The 23,265-nt window shown below is 65.9% G+C and carries 16 protein-coding genes and 3 rRNA genes; 18 read left to right on the forward strand and 1 reads right to left on the reverse strand.

Annotation, left to right across the window (positions count from 1 at the left end):
• The first annotated feature begins 39 nt into the window (after positions 1-39).
• From argC to M6D93_RS08945, 13 genes are all read left to right on the forward strand, one after another.
• Positions 40-1,056 (forward strand): N-acetyl-gamma-glutamyl-phosphate reductase, encoded by a 1,017-nt coding sequence (gene argC / locus M6D93_RS08885; RefSeq protein WP_249773997.1) that lies wholly within the window; start codon positions 40-42, stop codon positions 1,054-1,056.
• Positions 1,053-2,213 carry a bifunctional glutamate N-acetyltransferase/amino-acid acetyltransferase ArgJ gene (gene argJ, locus M6D93_RS08890; protein ID WP_249773998.1) on the forward strand — a complete coding sequence of 387 codons (1,161 nt, stop codon included), beginning with the start codon at positions 1,053-1,055 and terminating at the stop codon, positions 2,211-2,213. Before argC ends, argJ begins: the two co-directional genes overlap by 4 nt.
• A complete protein-coding gene (gene argB / locus M6D93_RS08895; protein ID WP_249773999.1) occupies positions 2,210-3,166 on the forward strand; it encodes an acetylglutamate kinase in 957 nt (318 codons plus the stop codon). The genes argJ and argB overlap by 4 nt, the downstream gene beginning before the upstream one ends.
• Positions 3,163-4,374 carry an acetylornithine transaminase gene (locus M6D93_RS08900; RefSeq protein ID WP_249774000.1) on the forward strand — a complete coding sequence of 404 codons (1,212 nt, stop codon included), beginning with the start codon at positions 3,163-3,165 and terminating at the stop codon, positions 4,372-4,374. Before argB ends, M6D93_RS08900 begins: the two co-directional genes overlap by 4 nt.
• Positions 4,371-5,294, forward strand: coding sequence for an ornithine carbamoyltransferase (gene argF / locus M6D93_RS08905; RefSeq protein ID WP_249774001.1), 924 nt, complete (start codon positions 4,371-4,373; stop codon positions 5,292-5,294). The genes M6D93_RS08900 and argF overlap by 4 nt, the downstream gene beginning before the upstream one ends.
• Positions 5,294-5,830, forward strand: a complete 537-nt coding sequence (locus M6D93_RS08910; protein WP_249774002.1) for an arginine repressor — start codon at positions 5,294-5,296, stop codon at positions 5,828-5,830. Before argF ends, M6D93_RS08910 begins: the two co-directional genes overlap by 1 nt.
• Before the next feature lie 99 nt (positions 5,831-5,929).
• Positions 5,930-7,345 carry an argininosuccinate lyase gene (gene argH, locus M6D93_RS08915; RefSeq protein WP_249774003.1) on the forward strand — a complete coding sequence of 472 codons (1,416 nt, stop codon included), beginning with the start codon at positions 5,930-5,932 and terminating at the stop codon, positions 7,343-7,345.
• Between the two features lie 24 nt (positions 7,346-7,369).
• Positions 7,370-8,011, forward strand: coding sequence for a DNA-3-methyladenine glycosylase (locus M6D93_RS08920; RefSeq protein ID WP_249774004.1), 642 nt, complete (start codon positions 7,370-7,372; stop codon positions 8,009-8,011).
• 36 nt (positions 8,012-8,047) lie between these two features.
• Positions 8,048-9,316 (forward strand): tyrosine--tRNA ligase, encoded by a 1,269-nt coding sequence (gene tyrS / locus M6D93_RS08925; RefSeq protein ID WP_249774005.1) that lies wholly within the window; start codon positions 8,048-8,050, stop codon positions 9,314-9,316.
• A 498-nt stretch (positions 9,317-9,814) separates the two neighbouring features.
• A 16S ribosomal RNA gene (locus M6D93_RS08930) occupies positions 9,815-11,333 on the forward strand.
• Positions 11,334-11,683: 350 nt separating this feature from the next.
• Positions 11,684-14,793: ribosomal RNA gene (locus M6D93_RS08935) — 23S ribosomal RNA — on the forward strand.
• Between the two features lie 82 nt (positions 14,794-14,875).
• Positions 14,876-14,992: ribosomal RNA gene (gene rrf / locus M6D93_RS08940) — 5S ribosomal RNA — on the forward strand.
• Together the 16S, 23S and 5S rRNA genes form the textbook arrangement of a ribosomal RNA operon.
• 1,185 nt (positions 14,993-16,177) lie before the next feature.
• Positions 16,178-16,765, forward strand: coding sequence for a tetratricopeptide repeat protein (locus M6D93_RS08945; RefSeq protein ID WP_249774006.1), 588 nt, complete (start codon positions 16,178-16,180; stop codon positions 16,763-16,765).
• Positions 16,766-16,852: 87 nt separating this feature from the next.
• Here the strand turns inward: M6D93_RS08945 and M6D93_RS08950 are convergent, their stop codons facing one another.
• Entirely contained in the window at positions 16,853-18,136 is a 1,284-nt protein-coding gene (locus M6D93_RS08950) for a DUF1015 family protein (RefSeq protein WP_249774007.1), read from the reverse strand.
• A 117-nt stretch (positions 18,137-18,253) separates the two neighbouring features.
• On the opposite strand from M6D93_RS08950, the gene M6D93_RS08955 reads away from it, so the two are divergent.
• The 5 genes from M6D93_RS08955 to recN all read left to right on the forward strand — a co-directional run bounded on the left by M6D93_RS08955 (position 18,254) and on the right by recN (position 23,261).
• Positions 18,254-19,339, forward strand: a complete 1,086-nt coding sequence (locus M6D93_RS08955; protein WP_430667223.1) for an HAD-IIA family hydrolase — start codon at positions 18,254-18,256, stop codon at positions 19,337-19,339.
• A gap of 69 nt (positions 19,340-19,408) precedes the next feature.
• The gene (locus M6D93_RS08960; protein WP_249774009.1) at positions 19,409-19,663 is read left to right on the forward strand and encodes a hypothetical protein; all 255 of its coding nucleotides are present in this window, start codon (positions 19,409-19,411) and stop codon (positions 19,661-19,663) included.
• Positions 19,664-19,674: 11 nt separating this feature from the next.
• Complete coding sequence (locus M6D93_RS08965) at positions 19,675-20,478, forward strand: TlyA family RNA methyltransferase (protein WP_249774010.1); 804 nt, start codon at positions 19,675-19,677, stop codon at positions 20,476-20,478.
• Positions 20,475-21,389: an NAD kinase gene (locus M6D93_RS08970; protein ID WP_249774011.1), complete on the forward strand. Its 915-nt coding sequence runs from the start codon at positions 20,475-20,477 to the stop codon at positions 21,387-21,389. The genes M6D93_RS08965 and M6D93_RS08970 overlap by 4 nt, the downstream gene beginning before the upstream one ends.
• 3 nt (positions 21,390-21,392) lie before the next feature.
• Positions 21,393-23,261: a DNA repair protein RecN gene (recN, locus tag M6D93_RS08975; RefSeq protein WP_249774012.1), complete on the forward strand. Its 1,869-nt coding sequence runs from the start codon at positions 21,393-21,395 to the stop codon at positions 23,259-23,261.
• Positions 23,262-23,265: the final 4 nt, after the last annotated feature.

Below are 23,265 nucleotides of genomic sequence, written 5' to 3' on the forward strand. Positions count from 1 at the left end.
CACCTGCATCAACTTGCATTGACGTGCATAATCATCCACATGGGTATATCAGTCGCCGTCGCTGGAGCCAGCGGCTACGCAGGCGGTGAGTTGCTCCGGCTGCTGGCCGGGCACCCCGGCCTCGACGTGGTCGCTGCCACCGCGCACGCCAACGCCGGCCAGCGGATAACGGAGCTGCACCCGAACCTGGTGAGTTACGGCGAGCTGCGTTTCTCCGACACCAGCCCGGGCGTGCTTGCGGCTGCCGATCTGGTGTTCCTGGCTCTACCGCACGGTGCGTCGGCGACGCTGGCCGCCGAGCTGCCCGAGTCTGTCAAGATCGTGGACCTCGGAGCGGACTTCCGGCTCACCGACGCCGCAGCCTGGCAGCGGTACTACGGCGGACCCCACGCCGGCAGTTGGACTTACGGTCTGCCGGAGCTACCCGGCCAGCGCACGCGCATCGCGGCCAGCGGGCGGGTGGCCAACACCGGGTGTTACGCGGTTTCGATCATCACGGCGCTGGCGCCGCTGATCGCCGCCGGGCTGGTCGAAGTCGATGACGTGGTCGTGGTCGCCTCGTCGGGAACCTCCGGTGCCGGGCGCTCGGCGAAGCTGAATCTGCTGGCCAGCGAGGTGGCCGGTGACCTGTCGGGCTACAAGGTCGGGGCACATCAGCACGTGGCGGAGATCCTCCAGGCGACCGGGGCGCGGTCGGTGTCCATGACCCCGATCCTTGCGCCGATGCCTCGCGGAATCCTGTCGACCGTTACCGCCCGCCCAGTCAGCACATCCGTAACGTCCCACGACATTCGAGAGGTCCTGATCCGGGCCTACGCCGACGAGCCCTTCATCCACGTGCTGCCGGCCGGACGTCAACCACACACCGCGGCGACCGCCGGTTCCAACTCGGTGCATCTGCAGGCGGAGGTCGACATCAGTTCCGGACGCGTGATCGTGACCAGTGCGATCGACAACCTGGGCAAGGGTGCCGCCGGACAGGCCCTGCAGAACGCGAACCTGATGATGGGTCTGGACGAGACGACCGGGCTTTCGGCGAACGGCATCGCTCCGTGACCGCGGGAGTGACCGCGGCAGGGGGGTTCCGGGCGGCCGGGGTCGCCGCCGGGATCAAAGCCGGGGGAGCGGCCGACCTGGCGCTGGTGGTCAACGACGGTCCCTCGGACGCGGCGGCGGCAGTCTTCACGGCGAACCGGGTCAAGGCCGCGCCCGTGCTCTGGTCGCAGCAAGCCGTGGCCGACGGCCGGATCCGGGCCGTCGTGCTCAACTCCGGCGGCGCCAACGCCTGCACCGGTCCGGGCGGGTTCACTGACACCCACGCCACGGCTGAACAGGTCGCCAACGCGCTGGGCCTGGGTGCCGGGGACGTGCTGGTCTGTTCGACAGGCCTCATCGGCGAGAGGCTGCCGATGGCGGCGGTCCTGAGCGGTGTCGACATGGCCGCGGCGGCGCTGTCGGTCGACGGCGGCGCGGACGCGGCCGAGGCGATCCGCACCACGGACTCGGTGGCCAAGACGGCGGTCGTGGCTTCGGCCGGAGGATGGACGGTCGGCGGGATGGCCAAGGGCGCGGGCATGCTCGCACCGGGTCTGGCGACGATGCTCTGCGTCATCACGACCGACGCCGCCGCCGAGCCGGCCGAACTCGACGCCATCCTGCGGCAGGCTGTGCGCCGCACCTTCGATCGACTCGATTCCGACGGTTGCATGTCCACCAACGACACCGTCGTCGTCCTGTCCAGCGGCGCTTCGGGCGTCCACCCCAGCCGGGAGGATCTCGAGCAGGCGGTCGCGGAGGTATGCGCTGATCTGGCCTCGCAACTGCTCGCCGACGCCGAGGGCGCGACCAAGGAGGTAGAGATCGAGGTGCGCAACGCTGCCACCGAGGACGACGCCGTCGAGGTCGGGCGCTCGATTGCCCGCAACAACCTGCTCAAGTGTGCCCTGTTCGGCAACGACCCCAATTGGGGTCGGGTGCTGGCAGCCATCGGGACCACTGCCGCTGCGTTCGAACCGGACCTATTGGACGTCAGCATCAACGGCGTCCAGGTCTGCATCGCCGGAGCCGCGGGCCAGAGCCGGGAGTTGGTGGACCTGTCGGGCCGCAGCGTGCTCATCGGAGTGGACCTGCACGCGGGAAGCGAGCATGCGACCGTTTTCACCAATGATCTGTCGCACGCCTACGTCGAAGAGAATTCCGCGTACTCGTCATGACCGGCGCGTTGTCCAATGCCCAGCTCAAAGCGTCGACGCTGATCGACGCGCTGCCGTGGCTGGAGCGCTTCCACGGCAAGGTGATCGTGGTGAAGTACGGCGGGAACGCGATGGTGTCCCCGCAGTTGCAGCAGGCCTTTGCCGAAGACATCGTCTTCCTGCGCTACGCCGGGCTACGGCCGGTTGTGGTTCACGGCGGCGGCCCGCAGATCACCGAGCACCTCACGCGGCTGGGGATCGAGAGCGAGTTCCGGGGCGGCTTGCGGGTGACCTCGCCGGAGGCCATGCGGGTGGTGCGGATGGTGCTTGTCGGGCAGGTCAACGGAGACGTGGTCAACCTGATCAACGATCATGGCGCGTTCGCGGTCGGCCTGTCGGGTGAGGACGGTGGGCTGTTCACCGCCGAGCGGCGCGGGGCGATCGTCGACGGCGAGGAGGTCGACATCGGCCAAGTCGGTGACGTGGTGGACGTCGATCCGAGTGCGGTGACCGCGCTGATCGATGCGGGTCGCATTCCGGTGGTAGCCACAGTCGCTCGCGGGCGGGACGGGCTGTCCTACAACGTCAACGCCGACACCGCGGCCTCGGCTCTGGCGGTCGCCTTGCGGGCCGAGAAGCTCGTGGTCCTGACCGACGTCGCGGGCCTGTACGCCGACTGGCCCGACAGCGACGAGGTCATCAGCGAGATCCGCGCCGCCGAGTTGGCTGCCCTGTTGCCCGACCTGGCGGCCGGCATGGTTCCGAAGATGGAGGCGTGCCTGCGCGCCGTGCAGTCCGGGATTCCGCGGGCAACGGTCATCGACGGACGAGAACTGCACGCAGTGCTGCTGGAGATCTTCACCACGGAGGGGATCGGCACGATGGTGTTGCCCGATTCCGCTGACACGAGCACCGGCACCGAGACCGCACCCAGCACTGACACCGATCCGAGGGACAGGGGAGCCGGCAGATGAGTACCGAGACCATGGCCAAGCGGTGGTCGTCCGTGATGATGGACAACTACGGCCTGCCTCCGATCGCCTTGATGGCCGGCCAGGGCAGTCGGGTGATCGATGCCGATGGTGCCGAATACCTGGACTTCATCGCAGGCATCGCCGTCAGTTCGCTCGGCCACCGGCACCCGGCCGTCGTCGAGGCGGTGTCGCGGCAGGTCAACACCCTGACGCACACGTCCAATCTGTTCCTGCACGAACCGGGCCTGGCGTTGGCCGAACGCCTGGTCGAACTCGTGGATCAGCCCGGCGCTCGCGTCTACTTCACCAACGACGGCACCGAGGCCAACGAGTGCGCCCTGAAGATCGCGCGGCTGCACGGCGGGAAAAGCGGTCGTAGCACCGTGGTTTCGACGGACAACAGCTTCCACGGACGCACCCTCGGTTCGCTGTCGATCACCGGCAACCCGGCCAAGCGCTTGCCCTTCGAGCCACTCCCCGGCCCGGTGACGTTCGTGCCGTACGGCGATGTCGAAGCCCTCGCCCGGGTGGTGGATCGCTCGGTTTCAGCGGTGTTCCTCGAACCGACCCAGGGCGAGGGTGGCATCGTTCCGGCACCGCCCGGATACCTGGCCGCGGCCCGGCGGATCTGCGACGAGGCCGGCGCCCTCCTGGTGATCGATGAGGTCCAGAGCGGGATCGGTCGGACGGGGCGCTGGTTCGCCAGCCTCGGCCCGGACCGCGACTCCGTTCGGCCCGACCTGCTCACGCTGGCCAAGGGGCTCGGCGGTGGTCTGCCGATCGGGGCTTGTATCGGCTTCGGCGAGGCGGGTGAACTTCTCACGCCGGGCAGCCACGGCAGCACCTTCGGGGGGAACCCGGTGTCGTGCGCGGCGGCGCTCGCCGTCCTCGACACGATCGCGGAGCAGAATCTGCTCGAGCACGTCCGAGTCGTCGGTGCCCGACTGTTCGCGGGGTTGGCCGCGATCGACGACCCGCTCATCGCCGAGATCCGCGGAAGCGGATTGTGGTTGGGCGTGGTCCTCGTCGAGGACCGGGCGGGCGCGGTGGAGAAGGCCGCGGCCGCCCGTGGGCTGCTGGTCAACGCGGTGAAGCCGTCGGTCGTGCGACTGGCACCACCCCTGATCGTCACCCCGATCGAGGTCGACGACGCGCTTGCCATCCTGACCGAGGCCGTGCACGAGGTATCCCGGGCAGGCTCGAAGTGACCCGGCATTTCCTTCGCGACGACGATCTCTCCCCCGAGGAACTGATCGAGGTGCTCGACCTCGCCGACGCCATGAAGAGGGACCGGTACGGCTACCGTCCGCTGGCGGGACCGCAGGCAGTGGCGGTCATTTTCGACAAACCCTCGACACGGACCAGGGTGTCGTTCTCGGTCGGGGTGGCCGAGCTCGGCGGATATCCGCTGGTCATCGACGCTCAGAACACTCAGCTGGGCAGGGGGGAGCCCATCGCGGACACCGCTCGGGTCCTGGACCGGCAGACTTCGGCGATTGTCTGGCGAACCTTCGGCCAGGCCAACATCGAGGCGATGGCCGGGGCGAGTTCGGTCCCGGTCATCAACGCCCTCACCGATGAGTTCCACCCGTGCCAGATCCTGGCGGACCTGCAGACCATTCGCGAGCACAAGGGCAGGCTGGCCGGCGTGGTGCTGAGCTACGTGGGGGACGCCGCCAACAACATGGCCAACTCCTACCTCCTCGGTGGTGCCACGGCGGGGATGCACGTGCGCATCGGCGGTCCGGCGGACTACTTGCCGGACCCCGTGGTCGTGTCCCGAGCCCACGACATCGCCGCTGCCACCGGTGGTTCGGTGACGGTCACGACGGACCCGGCCGCCGCCGTCGAGGCGGCCGATGTCGTGATCACCGACACCTGGGTTTCGATGGGTCAGGAATCGGAGAAAGCCCTGCGGGAAGGCCCGTTCCGGCTGTTCTCGATAACCGCGGGCCTGCTCGGGCTGGCCCACCCGGACGCCGTCGTGTTGCATTGCCTGCCTGCTTACCGCGGCATGGAGATCTCCGCAGATGTCATCGACGGCCCGCAGAGCGTGGTCTGGGACGAGGCGGAGAACCGGTTGCATGCGCAGAAGGCAGTCCTCACCTGGCTGCTGGAGCGACGCTGATGGTGGCTCGTTCGCGGCGCGCCGGCCAGCCGGGCTCGGTGACCGAGCTGACGACGAGAGCAGCACGGCATGCCCGCATCGTCGAGATCCTCACGGGTGCCGCCGTGCGGTCCCAGAGCGAGCTTGCCGCTCTGCTGGCCGCCGCCGGTGTCCCGGTGACCCAAACCACGCTGAGTCGTGATCTCGACGAACTGGGCGCGGTCAAGCTGCGCACGCCCGACGGCGGCCAGTCGGTGTACGTCATCCCGCCGGACGGCGCGCCGTTGACCGCACGGCACGCCGCGGACGCGCCGCCCCACCGCTTGGCCCGGCTCTTGTCCGAGCTGCTGATCTCCGCCGAGGCCAGCGGAAACCTGGTGGTGCTGCGCACCCCACCCGGCGCCTCGAACTTCCTGGCCAGCGCTCTGGACCGCGCGGGGCTCGCGGAGGTGCTGGGCACGATCGCCGGGGACGACACGATCGTGGTCGTGGCACGCGATCCCGACGGCGGTGCTGGGCTGGCCCGACATCTGCTGGCCCTGTCGTCGACGAGTTGACGACGGCGCTCGCCCCTGCGGCCCCGACCCCTAGGCTGCTCACGACCCGCAGTGCGTTACCCGATGAACCCAGCCGCACAACCTCAGGAGTTGTCTGTCATGGCCGACGTCCCAGAAGCCACCCGACTGTGGGGCGGCCGTTTCGCCGGCGGTCCAGCCGACGCGTTGGCCGCACTGTCGGTGTCCACTCACTTCGACTGGCGCCTGGCCGCTCATGACATCGCCGGTTCGCGGGCGCACGCCCGGGTACTGCGCGCGGCCGGACTGCTCTCCGACGCCGAACTGAGCGGCATGCTCGACGGCTTGGACGGTCTGGACGCCGACGTTCGCAGTGGAGCGTTCTCGGCCACGGTCGCCGACGAGGACGTCCATACGGCGCTGGAACGGGGCTTGCTCGAACGGGTGGGTACCGAGCTCGGAGGGCGATTGCGCGCCGGGCGTTCTCGCAATGACCAGATCGCCACGCTTATCCGGATGTACCTGCGCGAACAGGCCCGCCTGCTCGGTGGCGAAGTCCTCGCGCTGATCGATGCCCTTGCCGCTCAGGCCGAAACCTACTTCGGGGTGGCCATGCCCGGCCGGACCCACATGCAGCACGCCCAGCCGGTGTTGCTGTCCCATCACCTGCTGGCGCATTGCTGGCCCCTCGTTCGCGACGTCCTCCGGCTGCGGGACTGGGATACTCGGGCGGCGAGCAGCCCCTACGGTTCCGGTGCGCTGGCCGGGTCTTCGCTCGGGTTGGACCCGGCCGCCGTGGCCGCGGAACTGGGCTTCGACGCGGCGGCGGAGAACTCGATCGACGCCACGGCCGCCCGGGACGTCGTGGCCGAGTTCTCCTTCGTGACGGCAATGATCGGCGTGGACCTGTCCCGAATGGCCGAGGAGGTCATCATCTGGGCTACGAAGGAGTTTTCCTTTGTCGCGCTGGATGATTCCTACTCGACCGGCTCTTCCATCATGCCGCAGAAGAAGAACCCGGACGTCGCCGAGCTGGCCCGGGGAAAGGCGGGTCGTCTCATCGGCGACCATGCTGGGCTGCTGGCGACACTGAAGGGTCTGCCCCTGGCCTACAACCGGGATCTGCAAGAGGACAAGGAGCCGGTCTTCGACGCCATCGATACCCTGCACCTGCTGCTCCCCGCGATGACGGGCATGCTGGCCACCTTGAGGTTCGATCGCGATCGGCTGGAATCCCTTGCGCCGCAGGGCTTTTCGCTCGCAACGGATATTGCTGAATGGCTGGTGCGCCAGCACGTCCCGTTCCGGGTTGCCCACGAGCTGGCCGGCGAGTGCGTCCGGGTCTGCGAGCAGCGGGGGATCGAGTTGGACGAACTCACCGATACTGACTTCGCCGCGATCTCCCCGCACTTGACTCCCGCGGTGCGCGAGGTCCTCACCGTCGCCGGGTCGCTGGGTTCGCGCTCGGCGGTGGGTGGTACGGCGCCGGTCCGGGTGCGCGAACAGCTCGGCCAGCTGCAGGACCGGGTTGCCGAGCTTCGCGGTTGGGTTCGCTGAGCGATGGCGGTGTCACGTCGAGCTTTGACGCGGCCCGCGGTGGACGTGGCGCCGCACCTGCTCGGTGCCGTAGTGACCAGCGACCTCGGCGGGCACCGGGTGAGTGCGGTGATCACCGAGGTCGAGGCCTATCACGGCGAGCAGGACCCCGCCTCGCATGCCTTCCGTGGTCCGACCAAGCGCAACGCGGTGATGTTCGGCCCGGCGGGCCACCTGTACTGCTACTTCGTCTACGGGATGCATTGGTGCGCGAACGTCACCTGCGATGCGCCGGGCGCGGCATCGGCGGTGTTGCTGCGGGCTGGGCGGGTGGTCGTCGGCGAGGACGTCGTCAGGCTGCGGGCACCCCGCCAGGACGGTGGTCCGAGCGCGCTGCCGACCGCCACTCTCGCGAGTGGCCCGGCGCGGCTTGCCCGGGCGCTGGGGCTCTCCGGCGCCCACACCGGCCTGGACCTGCTCGCGACCGCGTCGCCGGTTCGGCTGCGCCGTCTGGGCGTGCTGCCCGAATATCGCTCTGGTCCACGGGTCGGGATCACCGTCGGGGTCGACGCACCGTGGCGATTCTGGCTCGCCGACGATCCGTCCGTGTCGAGCTTCCGCGCTGGACGTCGTCGGCGTCGTCTCGGTGCCGACCCGGACAACGCACCGGATTCGGAGAGCCGCTGAGGAATGAGCTGGCCGTACCCGGCAGACTTGTCGATCGTGAGTACCGATCCCCTGAACCGAACGACCGCCATCGACGCGCTGCCATCGGAGCTCCGACCGACCTACGAGATCCTGGCGGCCGGAGCAGCTGACATCCTGCCCGCTGACGGTCTGGCCGAACGGATGCTGGCCGCTCGTGTGGAGCAGCGCCCACTGCGGGTGAAGCTCGGGATCGACCCGAGCGGCGCCGAGCTGACCCTGGGTCATGCGGTCGTGCTGCGCAAACTGCGGCAGTTCCAGGACGTCGGGCACGTTGCTGTCCTGGTTGTCGGCGGGTTCACCGGACAGGTCGGCGATCCGTCTGGAAAGACCGCGACCAGACTCGCCCAGAGCGCGGAGCAGGTGATCGCCAACGCCAAGGGTTACTTCGACCAGGTCATGCAGATCCTCGACCCGGAACGGACCGAGGTCGTGAACAACGACGACTGGCTCGGGCGCATGGACCTGTCGACGATGTTGGATTACACGCGCCAGGTAACGGTCGCGCAGTTGCTCGAGCGCGATGACTTCGCTCGTCGGTTTGCGGCGAAGAGCCCGATCAGCCTTTCGGAGTTCTTCTACCCGCTGTTGCAGGGCATCGACTCGGTCGAGATCAGGGCCGACATCGAACTGGGGGGCACCGACCAGACTTTCAACAACCTCGTCGGCCGCGCCTTGCAGCGCAGCCGAGGGCAGGCACCGCAAGCGGTTCTGACGGTGCCGCTGCTCGTGGGGACCGATGGGGTGGAGAAGATGGGCAAGTCGCTCGGCAACTTCGTTGCCATCGCCGAGCCGGCACCGGAGCAGTTCGGCAAGCTCATGTCCATCCCCGACACGGCGGTGGCCACCTACGCGGTGCTCGCATCCGACCTGCTTCCCGACGAGGTTGCCCGGGTCGAGCAAGACGTCATCGGCGGGGGAGCGGCGGCCAACCGAGCAAAGCGCCTGGTCGCCCGGCGGATCGTGGCGCTTTACCACGGCACTGAGGCGGCGCAGGCAGCTGAGGCACAGTTCGACCGGGTCCACAAGGAGGGAGACCTGGCGACCCAGGCCGTGCAGGTCCACTGGGATTTGTCGGGCACCGTGCACCTTCCCGCGCTGCTGGCCGGGATCGGTCTGACGGAATCCACCTCCGCCGCGCGTCGATTCATCGACGCCGGCTCGGTGCGCATCGACGGTGTAACCGTGCCGGCGAAGACTTACGACATCCCGGGCGACCAACTCGACGGTCGGCTCGTCGCCATCGGGAAACGCAAGGTGGCCCGGGTCACAAACTCCATTGTCTGAAGATTTCGCGGGTCAAGCCGCTTTACCCCCGAAGAAATAGGGGCTGCAGTGGCCTCCGACCCCGGATTTGACCCACCCTGAGGCCTCGGCTAATGTTCTCCCTGCACGGCGAACGGAGCCCGAAACGGGGGCCGGCCGGGCAGGCCACCAAGACAGCGCAGCGGCTGAAAAGCCGCCGCTGGACGGTGAGCGCGGGACGAGCGGGTCAGTTTGACACCGCGAATCGGACCGAGTAAAGTTCCACGGGTTGCCCCGGAGCAGACCGAAAGGTCCGCGATGGTGCGCGTCCGCTCCTTGAGAACTCAACAGTGTGCCGAAAGTTAGTGCCATTAAATAGCACAAACCTCGTTCATGACAACCTATTTCGGTAGCGCGTCATGCGAGAATTTCTTTGATTGATTACGAGCAATACCAGCTCGGATTGGTCAGCAATCGTCGGCCGAGTGATCGGTCGGCTTTCTGTGTTGATAACGCGGGTAACCGCCTATCTATAAAACATTCACGGAGAGTTTGATTCTGGCTCAGGACGAACGCTGGCGGCGTGCTTAACACATGCAAGTCGAACGGTGAACCGGAGCTTGCTCTGGGGATCAGTGGCGAACGGGTGAGTAACACGTGGGCAACCTGCCCCTAGCTCTGGGATAAGCCCGGGAAACCGGGTCTAATACCGGATATGAGTTCGGAAGGCATCTTCTGAACTGGAAAGTTTTTCGGCTAGGGATGGGCCCGCGGCCTATCAGCTTGTTGGTGGGGTAACGGCCTACCAAGGCGACGACGGGTAGCCGGCCTGAGAGGGCGACCGGCCACACTGGGACTGAGACACGGCCCAGACTCCTACGGGAGGCAGCAGTGGGGAATATTGCACAATGGGCGAAAGCCTGATGCAGCGACGCCGCGTGAGGGATGACGGCCTTCGGGTTGTAAACCTCTTTCAGCAGGGACGAAGCGAAAGTGACGGTACCTGCAGAAGAAGCACCGGCCAACTACGTGCCAGCAGCCGCGGTAATACGTAGGGTGCAAGCGTTGTCCGGAATTATTGGGCGTAAAGAGCTCGTAGGCGGTTAGTCACGTCGGCTGTGAAAACCTGGGGCTCAACCCCGGGCCTGCAGCCGATACGGGCTAGCTAGAATTCGGCAGGGGAGACTGGAATTCCTGGTGTAGCGGTGAAATGCGCAGATATCAGGAGGAACACCGGTGGCGAAGGCGGGTCTCTGGGCCGATATTGACGCTGAGGAGCGAAAGCGTGGGGAGCAAACAGGATTAGATACCCTGGTAGTCCACGCCGTAAACGTTGGGAACTAGGTGTGGGCCTCATTCCACGAGGTCTGTGCCGCAGCTAACGCATTAAGTTCCCCGCCTGGGGAGTACGGCCGCAAGGCTAAAACTCAAAGAAATTGACGGGGGCCCGCACAAGCGGCGGAGCATGTGGCTTAATTCGATGCAACGCGAAGAACCTTACCTGGGCTTGACATGCAGGGAAATCTCCCAGAGATGGGAGGTCCGTAAGGGCCTTGCACAGGTGGTGCATGGCTGTCGTCAGCTCGTGTCGTGAGATGTTGGGTTAAGTCCCGCAACGAGCGCAACCCTCGTTCTATGTTGCCAGCGAGTAATGTCGGGGACTCATAGGAGACTGCCGGGGTCAACTCGGAGGAAGGTGGGGATGACGTCAAGTCATCATGCCCCTTATGTCCAGGGCTGCACACATGCTACAATGGCCGGTACAAAGGGCTGCGATACCGCAAGGTGGAGCGAATCCCATAAAGCCGGTCTCAGTTCGGATTGGGGTCTGCAACTCGACCCCATGAAGTCGGAGTCGCTAGTAATCGCAGATCAGCAACGCTGCGGTGAATACGTTCCCGGGCCTTGTACACACCGCCCGTCACGTCACGAAAGTCGGTAACACCCGAAGCCGGTGGCCCAACCCTTGTGGAGGGAGCCGTCGAAGGTGGGATCGGCGATTGGGACGAAGTCGTAACAAGGTAGCCGTACCGGAAGGTGCGGCTGGATCACCTCCTTTCTAAGGAGCATCTGGCCTGGTCGAAAGATCAGGTCCAGGCATGCCTCATCACGAGCGAACGTCTCGTGGGGGCGGCTCAAGGGTGGAACACTAACTAGTTCGCTGGACAGCGATCATCGGAGTCAGTACGCCGGCTTGCCGGATGGAACCTCTACCGATTGACGCCAGAATGCGTAGGCACACTGTTGAGTCCTGAGGGAGCGGGCTTTGAGCCCACCTTCACGGCTGGAAACGGCCGGATGGTCCGGCACTCAATTCCTTCGAACGGCGCCCGCTGGGCGTACGCGTTGGATCAGGTTGAGTCGCCGCCCGTACCTTGAGAACTGCACAGTGGACGCGAGCATCTTTGTGGTCAAGTTAATAAGGGCGCACGGTGGATGCCTTGGCACTAGGAGCCGATGAAGGACGTAGGAGGCTGCGATAAGCCTCGGGGAGCTGTCAACCGAGCATTGATCCGAGGATTTCCGAATGGGGAAACCCGGCTGGAGTCATGTCCAGTCACCCATACCTGAACACATAGGGTATGCGGAGGGAACGTGGGGAAGTGAAACATCTCAGTACCCACAGGAAGAGAAAGCAACCGCGATTCCGTTAGTAGTGGCGAGCGAAAGCGGAAGAGGCCAAACCAGTTACACGTGATAGCCGGCAGGCGTTGTGTATCTGGGGTTGTGGGGCCGCTTAGTAGGTTCTGCCGAATCTACAAGGAGTAAGAAAACAACGTGGTTAGTCGAAGCGATTGAATGTCGCGGCATAGAGGGTGAAACCCCCGTAGACGAAAACCCGTTGTCTCCTTAGCGTTACCCCAAGTAGCAGCGAGCCCGTGAAATTCGCTGTGAATCTGGCGGGACCACCCGCTAAGCCTAAATACTACCTAGTGACCGATAGCGGACAAGTACCGTGAGGGAAAGGTTAAAAGCACCCCGGGAGGGGAGTGAAATAGATCCTGAAACCGCGCGCCTACAAGCCGTTGGAGCGTCGTTACACGCTTGCGTGTAATCGTGACAGCGTGCCTTTTGAAGAATGAGCCTGCGAGTTAGTGGTATGTGGCGAGGTTAACCCGTGTGGGGAAGCCGTAGCGAAAGCGAGTCTGAATAGGGCGAATTAGTCGCATGCTCTAGACCCGAAGCGAAGTGATCTACCCATGGCCAGGTTGAAGCGCGGGTAAGACCGCGTGGAGGACCGAACCCACCAGGGTTGAAAACCTGGGGGATGAGCTGTGGGTAGGGGTGAAAGGCCAATCAAACTTCGTGATAGCTGGTTCTCCCCGAAATGCATATAGGTGCAGCGTCGCGTGTTTCTTGCCGGAGGTAGAGCTACTGGATAGCCTAGGGGGCTCACAAGCTTACCGAAGTTAGCCAAACTCCGAATGCCGGTAAGTGAGAGCGCGGCAGTGAGACTGCGGGGGATAAGCTCCGTAGTCGAGAGGGAAACAACCCAGAACACCAGCTAAGGTCCCCAAGCGTGTGCTAAGTGGGAAAGGATGTGGAGTCGCACAGACAACCAGGAGGTTGGCTTAGAAGCAGCCACCCTTTAAAGAGTGCGTAATAGCTCACTGGTCAAGTGATTCTGCGCCGACAATGTAACGGGGCTCAAGCACACCACCGAAGCTGTGTCATTCACGCAATATTCTGCTTTCGAGCCAGAAGTGTGGATGGGTAGGGGAGCGTCGTGTGCCGGGTGAAGCGGCGGGGGAACCCAGCCGTGGACGGCACACGAGTGAGAATGCAGGCATGAGTAGCGAAAGAGGAGTGAGAAACTCCTCCGCCGGATGACCAAGGGTTCCTGGGCCAGGCTAATCCGCCCAGGGTAAGTCGGGACCTAAGGCGAGGCCGACAGGCGTAGTCGATGGACAACGGGTTGATATTCCCGTACCCGCAAAAGAGCGCCCATGACGAACTTAGCGATGCTAAGTGCCCAAAGCCGGACGTTCCTTCGGGAACCGATGGTTGCGCGCACGAACCGAACTAGTAGTAGTCAAGCGATGGGGTGACGCAGGAAGGTAGTCGTACCAGTCAGTGGTAATACTGGAGCAAGGTTGTAGGGCGTTGAGTAGGCAAATCCGCTCAACATGTGCCTGAGAACCGACGCATAGCCGATTGGGGCGAATTCGATGATCCTATGCTGCCAAGAAAAGCCTCTAGCGAGCTCTTAGCGGCCCGTACCCCAAACCGACACAGGTGGTCAGGTAGAGAATACTAAGGCGATCGAGTGAACCATGGTTAAGGAACTCGGCAAAATGCCCCCGTAACTTCGGGAGAAGGGGGGCCGCTTCGCGTGATCAGGTCTTGCATCTGAGAGCGCGGGACGGCCGCAGAGACCAGCGAGAAGCGACTGTTTACTAAAAACACAGGTCCGTGCGAAGTCGCAAGACGATGTATACGGACTGACGCCTGCCCGGTGCTGGAAGGTTAAGAGGACGGGTTAGCACTTCGGTGCGAGGCTCAGAATTTAAGCCCCAGTAAACGGCGGTGGTAACTATAACCATCCTAAGGTAGCGAAATTCCTTGTCGGGTAAGTTCCGACCTGCACGAATGGCGTAACGACTTCTCGACTGTCTCAACCGTGGACTCGGCGAAATTGCACTACGAGTAAAGATGCTCGTTACGCGCGGCAGGACGGAAAGACCCCGGGACCTTTACTATAGCTTGATATTGGTGTTCGGTTCGAATTGTGTAGGATAGGTGGGAGACTTTGAAGCTCACACGCCAGTGTGGGTGGAGTCAACGTTGAAATACCACTCTGTTCGAATTGGATGTCTAACCTCGGTCCGTAATCCGGATCAGGGACAGTGTCAGGTGGGTAGTTTGACTGGGGCGGTCGCCTCCTAAAATGTAACGGAGGCGCCCAAAGGTTCCCTCAGCCTGGTTGGCAATCAGGTGTTGAGTGCAAGTGCACAAGGGAGCTTGACTGTGAGACTGACAGGTCGAGCAGGAGCGAAAGCTGGGACTAGTGATCCGGCACTGGCTTGTGGAAGCGGTGTCGCTCAACGGATAAAAGGTACCCCGGGGATAACAGGCTGATCTTCCCCAAGAGTCCATATCGACGGGATGGTTTGGCACCTCGATGTCGGCTCGTCGCATCCTGGGGCTGGAGTAGGTCCCAAGGGTTGGGCTGTTCGCCCATTAAAGCGGCACGCGAGCTGGGTTTAGAACGTCGTGAGACAGTTCGGTCCCTATCCGCCGCGCGCGCAGGAGTCTTGAGAAAGGCTGTCCCTAGTACGAGAGGACCGGGACGGACGAACCTCTGGTGTGTCAGTTGTCCTACCAAGGGCACTGCTGATTAGCTACGTTCGGAAGGGATAACCGCTGAAAGCATCTAAGCGGGAAGCTCGTTTCAAGATGAGGACTCCCATCCTTTATGGAGTAAGGCCCCCGGCTAGACCACCGGGTTGATAGGCCGGAAGTGGAAGTGCAGCAATGCATGGAGCTGACTGGTACTAATAGGCCGAGGACTTGCCACAAAAATGCTACGCGTCCACTGTGCGGTTCCCGAGGTGCGGTCCCCGTCTATTCAGACGGTGAGGACCGATATCTCCATAGAGTTTCGGCGACCATAGCGAGAGGGAAACGCCCGGTCCCATCCCGAACCCGGAAGCTAAGCCTCTCAGCGCCGATGGTACTGCGCGGGCCACTGCGTGGGAGAGTAGGACGTCGCCGGACACACTTTCGACCAGGGTCGTTCGGTTTATCCGAACGACCCTGGTCGCATTTTGGCGTCTGCTCTGAGACGCTCGTTGTTGTAGTTCTCTTTCGGGATGGATGTTGGACATGGCTGAGTACGGATCGCGACGTTCTGGGACGGGCGCAAACAGAGGCGGTTCCGCTGGACGATCGGGCGGCACGTCGGGGCGCCGGTCAGAAGGTGGTGCTGCCGGTAGCGGTAGGACCGCAGGCGGCTCTCGTAGCGGAGGGATCCCGGGACGCACTGGCGGCGCGGCGCGTTCCGGCGACGCCGGCCGGGGTGGTCAGTTCGGCCGCTCGGCTGGAGCGGCTCCCCGCAGGGACGATAGCTCCAATCGAGGCACGGGCTCTTGGGGCGGCAGCGATTCACGTTCTGCCCGGCCCAGCCGTGACGATTCTCGTTCTGCCCGGCCCAGCCGTGACGATTCACGTTCTGCCCGGCCCAGCCGTGACGATTCACGTTCTGCCCGGCCCAGCCGTGACGATTCTCGTTCTGCCCGGCCCAGCCGTGACGATTCACGTTCTGCCCGGCCCAGCCGTGACGATTCTCGTTCTGCCCGGCCCAGCCGTGACGATTCTCGTTCTGGAGGGGCCCCGCGTGGTTCCGGTAGCCGAGGTTCGGGCTCCTACAGTGCGTCCACTGATCGCAGTTCTCGCCCGCAGCGTCGTGACTCCTCGTCGAGCTCCCGGGCTCCGAGTGGGTCGTCGTCGTCGAACTGGTGGGAGCCCAGCGACGCGGCCGGCGATCGCCGTACGGGGCGCCCGCCAGAACGCCGCACGCCATCGCGCGAATCGGGGACCGGACGCTTTGATTCACAGCGCCGACAGGATTCCCGAGGATCGCGCCCAGCTGATGCTGGACGTGGCGGTCATCGCTCCGAGCAACCCCGCACAGCAGGCCGCCGGGAGGATTCTCGTGACTCCGCGCCTCGTTACGATCGGCCCCGCAGCGGCACCGGTGAGCGCACGGATCGCCCTCGCTACGAAGGCCGAGACACTCGACCGAGTCACGCCCCGACCCGTGGGGGCCAGGGGCGCTACGAGCAATTCGAGGACTACGAGGCAACCCGTGGATCGCGGCCGACTCGCGGCAACGAAATCGCGATCCCGGGCGATGCTGATCCGCGCACGCTCGACCCCTCAGTTCGCGCCGAGTTGCGCTCCTTGAGCAAGCTTGCCGCCGAATTCGTCGGCGGCCACCTGGTCGCAGCCGGGCGCCTGATCGACGACAACCCGAAGACCGCGCTGGAGCACGCTCGCGCCGCCCGTGGCCGAGGTGCTCGGGTGGCTGCAGTGCGGGAAGCCTGCGGACTGGCCGCCTACCACGCGGAGGAATGGGCAGAGGCCATCGCCGAGTTGCGCGCCGCCCGCCGCATCTCCGGGGATGCATCGCACCTGGCAGTCATGGCTGACTGCGAACGTGCGCTGGGCCGGCCAGAGCGCGCCCTCAAGATGCTCGACGATCCAATGGTCGGCAAGATCGATCCGGCGTCGCGGGCGGAGTTGCTCATCGTCGTCGCTGGAGCTCGCCGGGACCTCGGTCAACTGGATGCCGCGCTCGCGATTTTCGAGCGTGGGGGTTTGGACACCAAGCACCCCAAGCCTGGCAGTAATCGGCTGTGGTACGCCTACGCCGACACTCTCGCCGAGGCCGGACGCACCCAGGACGCCATCCAGTGGTTCGGGAAAGCGGCCTCCGTCGACTACGACGACGAGACCGATGCTGCCGATCGCGCTGCCGACCTGCTCTGACCTGTCCGCGACGCCCGCGCGCTTGACATAACGGCGCCGGTCCGCAACCTCACGCGAGGTCGCGGGCCGGCGCCGTTTTCGTGTTGCCTACTGATCGGCGAATCGACGGAGCAGCACTCCGGACGCAGGCTTGGGCGTGAAAAGCGTCGACTTGCGCGGCATCCTGCCGCCGGCAGCCGCCACCTCGGCGACCGCGGTCACCGGTGTCGGACGGAGCAGCACCGCCGTACGCGTGCCGCCGTCGGCAGCCTCCAAGGCATCAGGGATGTCGTGGGCGTAGTCGACGGTCTCGGTGTTGTCGTTCAGGCCCCAGGCGCCTTCGACGAGGCAACGGTGCAGCACGGTCACGTCCAGCGATCCCAGCGCGGTTCCCGCGACGTCACCAAGGCCTGCAGCCAGCGCTTCGGGGTCGAACGAATGGATGACCTCGAATCGGCGTCCGTCGGAAAGGACAGCAGCGAACCCGTCGATCTCGTCGATCAACGCAAGGGCTTCGGCGAGGCTCGGGACGGCGTTGACCGACAGCACCTGGCGACTGAGTTCGACGGACCGTTCGAAGGGGAGGTCCACCACTCGGTGAATGGGGTGTACCTGGGGGCCGTAGGCCGTTGTGTCTACGAGCAGTGTGAGACCGCGGTCCCACGGCCCGGGCTCTCCCGCGTGCTCGGCCTGCAGCTGAAGATAGGTTGCGTAGCGATGATGCCCGTCAGCGATCAGTGCGCGTCGACCGGCGAGGTCCTGGGCGATCGTGGACAACGTGACCGGGTCGGTGATGGACCAGAGCCGGTGGGTCAGCCCGTCGGGTGTCTGGGCGATGAAGACCGGCTCGTCCGCGGAGACCGTTGCCACCGCCTCGCTCGCTGCGCCGCCGCCGTCGTAGACCAGGTAGATGGCTTCGAGGTTCGCCTCGGTTGCCTGCATCAACGCCAGGCGGTCGGCCACCGGTCCCGCCATGGTGTTCTCGTGCGGCAGGATGACCCCGTCCTCGGGTGATCTGAGCTCAAGCGCCCCGATCAGCCCTCGGGTCGTGCCGGTGTCGTCGGACATCTCGTAGACGAACAGCGCAGGCTCGCCGACCTCGCTCAGCGTCCCGTCCGCTATCCAATCGCTCAGCAACGAGGCCGTCGCAGGGTAGATCGGATTGTCGGCCGCGCCGTCCCGTTCGGCTTTCGACGAGCCGGGGAGGACGAGGCGGACGGCGTTGCGCGCGTCCGCGGCGAGCAGATCCTCCCGGTCGACGTCGGAGATCACGTCATAGGGCGGGCACAAGCGCCGCCCGATGTCGCCGGTGAACCGGAGAGCTCGAAACGGTGCCAAGGACAGGCCGTCGGCAGCATTCGGCCGGGGATGTGCAGAGGAGGGCTGCGTCATCCTCGGGATGCTACGCAATCGCCCGGTCGACGCCCTGTTCCGGTGTGCCGCCGGCCTGAGGCCAGGGGTGCCAGCAGGAGCGTGCGGGCGACCCCGGCTGAAGGCCGGCCACCCGGCATGGACGAGGATCGAGCCGTGCTGAGTTCGCAACGCCCGTTGACGGAGCTGTACGACGTCGCGCTACTTGACCTCGACGGCGTGGTCTATCTAGGGGAACGGGTCATCGACCACGTCCCCGACGCGCTCGCCTCGGCCCGCGAACAGGGCATGCGGCTGGCGTTCGTCACGAACAACGCTTCTCGCACCCCAGCACAGGTCGCGGAGCTACTGACCAGGCTGGGTGTTCCGGCCGCATCGACGGACGTCATCACGTCCTCCCACGCGGCGGCGCACTATCTGGCCGACCGGTTCCCCTCGGGGGCGGCGGTTCTCGTGCTGGGGACGACCGGCCTCATCGACGCCCTCACCGAACGAGGACTGCGGCCGGTGTTCTCGGCCGACGACAATCCGGTGGCGGTCGTCCAGGGCTACTCGCCGACGATGGATTGGGCCGCCCTCGCCGAGGGAATGGTGGCGATCCGAAACGGTGCGCTGTGGGTCGCCACCAATCTCGATCCCACGGTGCCGTCACCGAGAGGACCACTGCCCGGAAACGGGTCCCTGGTGGCGGCGTTGCGCCACGCCAGCGGCCAGGAACCGGTCGCTACCGGCAAGCCCGACCCGACGATGCACGCAGAAAGTGTTCAACGCTCGAAGGCCCGACAGCCGCTGGTCGTCGGCGACCGGCTGGACACCGATATCGAAGGAGCCAGGCGCGCGGACTGTGCCAGTTTGCTCGTCCTCACCGGAGTTACGCGACCCCTCGATCTGCTGGCGGCCGAGCCCGTCCACCGCCCTGACTACGTTGCTGCCGATGTGCGTGGCCTACTGGAGTCGCATCCGGACGTTCACGCCGTAGGCGGTGGCTTCCGCTGTGGGGCGGTAACGGCGGTCGAGACCGGCAGCATGCTGCGCGTGTCGATCGCTGAGAAGGCGCAGGGCACTAAAGCAGACAGCGACCTCACCGACGAGCGCGTGAACCTGCTTCGAGCGCTCGCCCAGGCCGCGTGGGCGATCGCGGATGCCGGACGGCGTCGCGCACCCATCGAAGCGGCAGATGACCGTGCCGCGCAGTTGCTCAAGGCCTGGGACCTTGTCGAATGAATCGGCTCCGCGCCCGACGGTCGGACCCGGCTCGCCCGGGCGTCAGTGTTGGCCCGGTACGGTGAATTCGTGACCGACAGCGACGCCAGCACCGCGCCCCGCCCGGGCCCGGCTCCAGGGACGCCCGCACCTGTTCCCAGCGCGCAACCCGCAGGCCACACTGCCGCGGACCAGCCGGATTCCGCCGCAACGCTGGATCGCATCAGCGCGGCGCGTGAGCTGCTCGACGGAGTCGAGACCGAGCCGCTAGCCGCAGCCGCGGCCCGCTTCGACGCGTTGCACCGCGAATTGCAAGCGGCGTTGACCGACCTCGACCACAGCTGAGGTCCTAGCTCATGGTCCGTCGACTGCGGCTCGACGCGGAGTTGGTCCGCCGCAAACTCGCCCGCTCCCGAGAACAGGCCGTCGAACTGATTGCCGCCGGGGTCGTAGAGGTGCGAGGTGCGGTGGCCACCAAGCCCGCCACCGGGGTCGATACCGAGGCTCCGATCCGGCTCATCGACCGTGGCAACGATCCCGGATACGCCTCCCGGGGTGCCTTCAAACTGCTCGGCGCGCTCGACGCCTTCCCCGAGATAGCGGTTGCAGGTCGGCGCTGCCTCGACGCCGGAGCCTCGACCGGCGGCTTTACGGACGTGCTGTTGCGCCGCGGCGCACGCGAGGTGGTCGCAGCCGACGTGGGCTACGGCCAGCTTGTGTGGGCACTGCAGACCGATCCTCGGGTGCAGGTCCGGGACCGGACCAACGTACGCACGCTCGACCCGGACGAGATCGGCGGGCCGGCGGAGCTGACGGTCGCCGACCTGTCCTTCATCTCCCTCGGTTTGGTCCTGCCGGCACTGACGCGCTGCACTACGGCGGATCTGCTGCCGATGGTGAAGCCACAATTCGAGGTGGGCAAGGATCGGCTGGGCAAGGGCGGCGTGGTGCGCGACCCGGCCCTGCGCGCCGAATCGGTGATTGCGGTCGCGCGGGCGGCCGAGAAGCTCGGCTGGGGAACCGCCGGGGTGGTCCGCAGCCCGCTGCCAGGACCGTCGGGCAACGTCGAGTTCTTCCTCTGGCTCCGGCAGGACGCGGCAGAGGTAGACGAAGATCGTGTGGTGGCAGCCGCCACCGAAAATGACCCGGAGGCTTCATGAGATCGGCGATGCTGGTGGTTCACACCGGCCGAGAGGATATCCGCGACCTCGCGCGGCACGTCATCAACCGGCTCAACGAAGCCGGGTTCGAGGTGCGAATCAACACCGCGGAAGAGGCTGAACTGGCCAAGGACCTCACCGATGGCGCCGAACTCGGCAACGTGACGATCGTGGACGGGCCCGATTGCGCCTTCGGCACCGAGGTCGCCCTGGTGCTCGGCGGGGACGGCACGTTCCTGCGGGCGGCGGAGAACGCCCGGCGGTGCAACGTACCCCTGCTCGGAGTAAACCTCGGACATGTCGGCTTTCTCGCCGAAACCGAACTTGACGCCCTGGACGCGACCGTGTCGGCCATCGTCGACAAGCGCTACACCGTCGAGGAGCGCATGACCCTGGCGGTGACCGCAAGCTACGACGGTACCCACATCGCTCGGGACTGGGCCCTGAACGAGGTGTCCGTCGAGAAGGGCACCCGCGAGAAGATGCTCGAGGTTGAGGTCTCGGTCGACGAACGTCCGTTGTTGCGCTTCGGCTGCGACGGGGTCATCTGCGCGACGCCGACCGGATCGACGGCCTACGCCTTCTCGGTGGGCGGGCCCATCGTGTGGCCGGATGTCGAGGCCATGCTCGTGGTGCCCAACGCCGCGCACGCGCTGTTCGATCGTCCCCTGGTGGTTGCGCCGGGATCGGTGATCGATCTCGATCTGCTTCGCCCGGACCAGTCCGGAATCCTGAGCTGCGACGGACGCCGAATCTACGACCTCCCGGCTGGAAGCCGACTGCGGATCGAGCGAGGAACCACGCCGATCCTGGTGGCCCGCCCACACCGCACACCGTTCGGTGAGCGGCTGGTGGAGAAATTCCAGTTGCCCGTTCGCAGCTTCCGCGACGGCGGCCCCAGTACTGTCTGACCCGTGCTGGAGGAAATCCGAATTCGTGGACTGGGGGTCATCTCCGACGCAGTGTTGGAGTTCGGCCCGGGTCTGACGGTGGTCACCGGCGAGACCGGCGCCGGGAAGACGATGGTGCTGTCTGGGCTTGCCCTGCTCTTCGGTGGGCGCGCGGATTACTCCAGGCTGCGGACCGGCGAAGAAACCGCCAGCGTCGAGGGACGATTGCTGCTGGAACACTCGTCGCCGGAGGCAGCGCTGGTGGTCGAGGCCGGCGGCGACCTGGATGCCGACGGGTCCCTCGTCCTGCGCCGGGTCATCACGGCCTCCGGCCGCTCGCGGGCCGCGGCTGGCGGGGCGTCGGTCCCGGCGACCGTGCTCGCCCGGCTCGGCGACGGTGTGCTCGCCGTTCACGGCCAGAGTGACCAGCAGCGGCTGGCCTTGCCGGGCCAGCAGCGGGCCACAGTCGATCGCTATGCCGGGCTTGACCTGCACGAGTGTGCCGCGGCGTTCGGTGCCTGGCGTGCGGCCGAGGCCGAACTCGGCCGACGGACCAGTGATGCACTCGCCCTCCAACGCGAAGCGGAGCTGCTCCGGCACGGTCTGGCTGAAATCGCTGCGGTCGATCCGCAGCCCGGCGAGGACCTCGAACTCGCCAGATTGTCCGTACGACTGGAATATGCGGACAACCTGCGGCTGGCGGCCCACACCGCGCACGCCGCGCTCCTGGGTGATCCGGAGGACGGCGGAGCTGAGACCGCGGACGTCGGCGCGCTCGTCGGGTCCGCGCGCCGGGCGCTGCACCAACTCGCGGGCACCGACGCCGAACTGGATCGTCTGGCCGGCCGGCTGACCGAACTGCTCGACCTGGCCGGAGACGTCGGCGCCGAACTGGCCGACTACGAAGCACGGATCGAGGCCGACCCGGCCCGGCTGGCCGCGACCCACGACCGGCGCGCCGCGCTGGCGACCTTGACCCGTCGCTACGGACGGGATCTCGATGAGGTCCTGGCCTGGGCGGCCGAGGCGCAGAACAAGCTGCTGGCCTCCGACACCTCGGCGGAGGCCATCGCGCAATTGCGGGCCCAGCGGGACCAAGCCGCGGACGATTACCGCTCTGCCGCCGAGGACATCTCCTCCGCTCGTCGGAAAGCGGCCGATGAGCTGTCCCAGCGGATCACTGCCGAACTCGCCGGCCTGGCTATGGCCGGTGCGCAGGTGACGGTTGTCGTCCGTCCTCGACCGGCCAGCGAGTCCGCACCGACGGTGACTGTCCGCGGTCAGGTGACGGGAGCCGGCGCCGAGGGTATCGACGAGGTCGAGATCCTGCTCCGCTCACATCCGGACGCCCCCGCCATTGCCCTGCAGCGAGGCGCGTCCGGCGGGGAGTTGTCGCGGGTCATGCTGGCGATCGAAGTGGTCCTGGCCGGGACCGATCCCGTGCCGACGATGGTGTTCGACGAAGTCGACGCGGGTGTGGGTGGCCGAGCCGCCGTCGAAGTGGGTCGCCGGTTGGCCCGGTTGGCGCAGCGTCACCAGGTCATCGTGGTCACTCACCTGGCTCAGGTCGCGGCGTTCGCGACCCGTCACCTGGTCGTCGACAAGGCCTCGGCCGCCGCCGATGCTTCGATCGGAGTCACGCGCAGTGACATCAGGCGCGTCGAGGGCGAGCAGCGCCTGGGTGAGTTGGCCCGGATGCTGTCCGGCGAGGAAACCTCCGTCGCTCGGCAGCACGCGGCCGAACTGCTGGCCGCGGCGCAACAAGACCTGGCAGAGTCGCCCGACAAACAAGAGGCGGGCTCGGCCGAGGGCATTGAAGCCGATTCCCCCGGCCGGTCCAAAGGCCGCAAGGCAGCCAGTCAGAAAGCGGCGCGATCCGGATCCGACCGGTAACTGC

Source organism: Jatrophihabitans telluris, assembly GCF_023516435.1.
GTDB classification, from domain to species: domain Bacteria; phylum Actinomycetota; class Actinomycetes; order Mycobacteriales; family Jatrophihabitantaceae; genus Jatrophihabitans_A; species Jatrophihabitans_A telluris.

What these genes read in the sequence shown, in the direction of transcription:
- M6D93_RS08910 (WP_249774002.1), top strand. Translation starts at nt 5,294, where the DNA reads ATGGTGGCTCGTTCGCGGCGCGCCGGCCAGCCGGGCTCGGTGACCGAG.
- M6D93_RS08950 (WP_249774007.1), bottom strand. Translation starts at nt 18,136, where the DNA reads ATGACGCAGCCCTCCTCTGCACATCCCCGGCCGAATGCTGCCGACGGC.
- M6D93_RS08900 (WP_249774000.1), top strand. Translation starts at nt 3,163, where the DNA reads ATGAGTACCGAGACCATGGCCAAGCGGTGGTCGTCCGTGATGATGGAC.
- argH (WP_249774003.1), top strand. Translation starts at nt 5,930, where the DNA reads ATGGCCGACGTCCCAGAAGCCACCCGACTGTGGGGCGGCCGTTTCGCC.
- M6D93_RS08965 (WP_249774010.1), top strand. Translation starts at nt 19,675, where the DNA reads ATGGTCCGTCGACTGCGGCTCGACGCGGAGTTGGTCCGCCGCAAACTC.
- argC (WP_249773997.1), top strand. Translation starts at nt 40, where the DNA reads ATGGGTATATCAGTCGCCGTCGCTGGAGCCAGCGGCTACGCAGGCGGT.
- M6D93_RS08970 (WP_249774011.1), top strand. Translation starts at nt 20,475, where the DNA reads ATGAGATCGGCGATGCTGGTGGTTCACACCGGCCGAGAGGATATCCGC.
- argB (WP_249773999.1), top strand. Translation starts at nt 2,210, where the DNA reads ATGACCGGCGCGTTGTCCAATGCCCAGCTCAAAGCGTCGACGCTGATC.
- M6D93_RS08955 (WP_430667223.1), top strand. Translation starts at nt 18,254, where the DNA reads ATGGACGAGGATCGAGCCGTGCTGAGTTCGCAACGCCCGTTGACGGAG.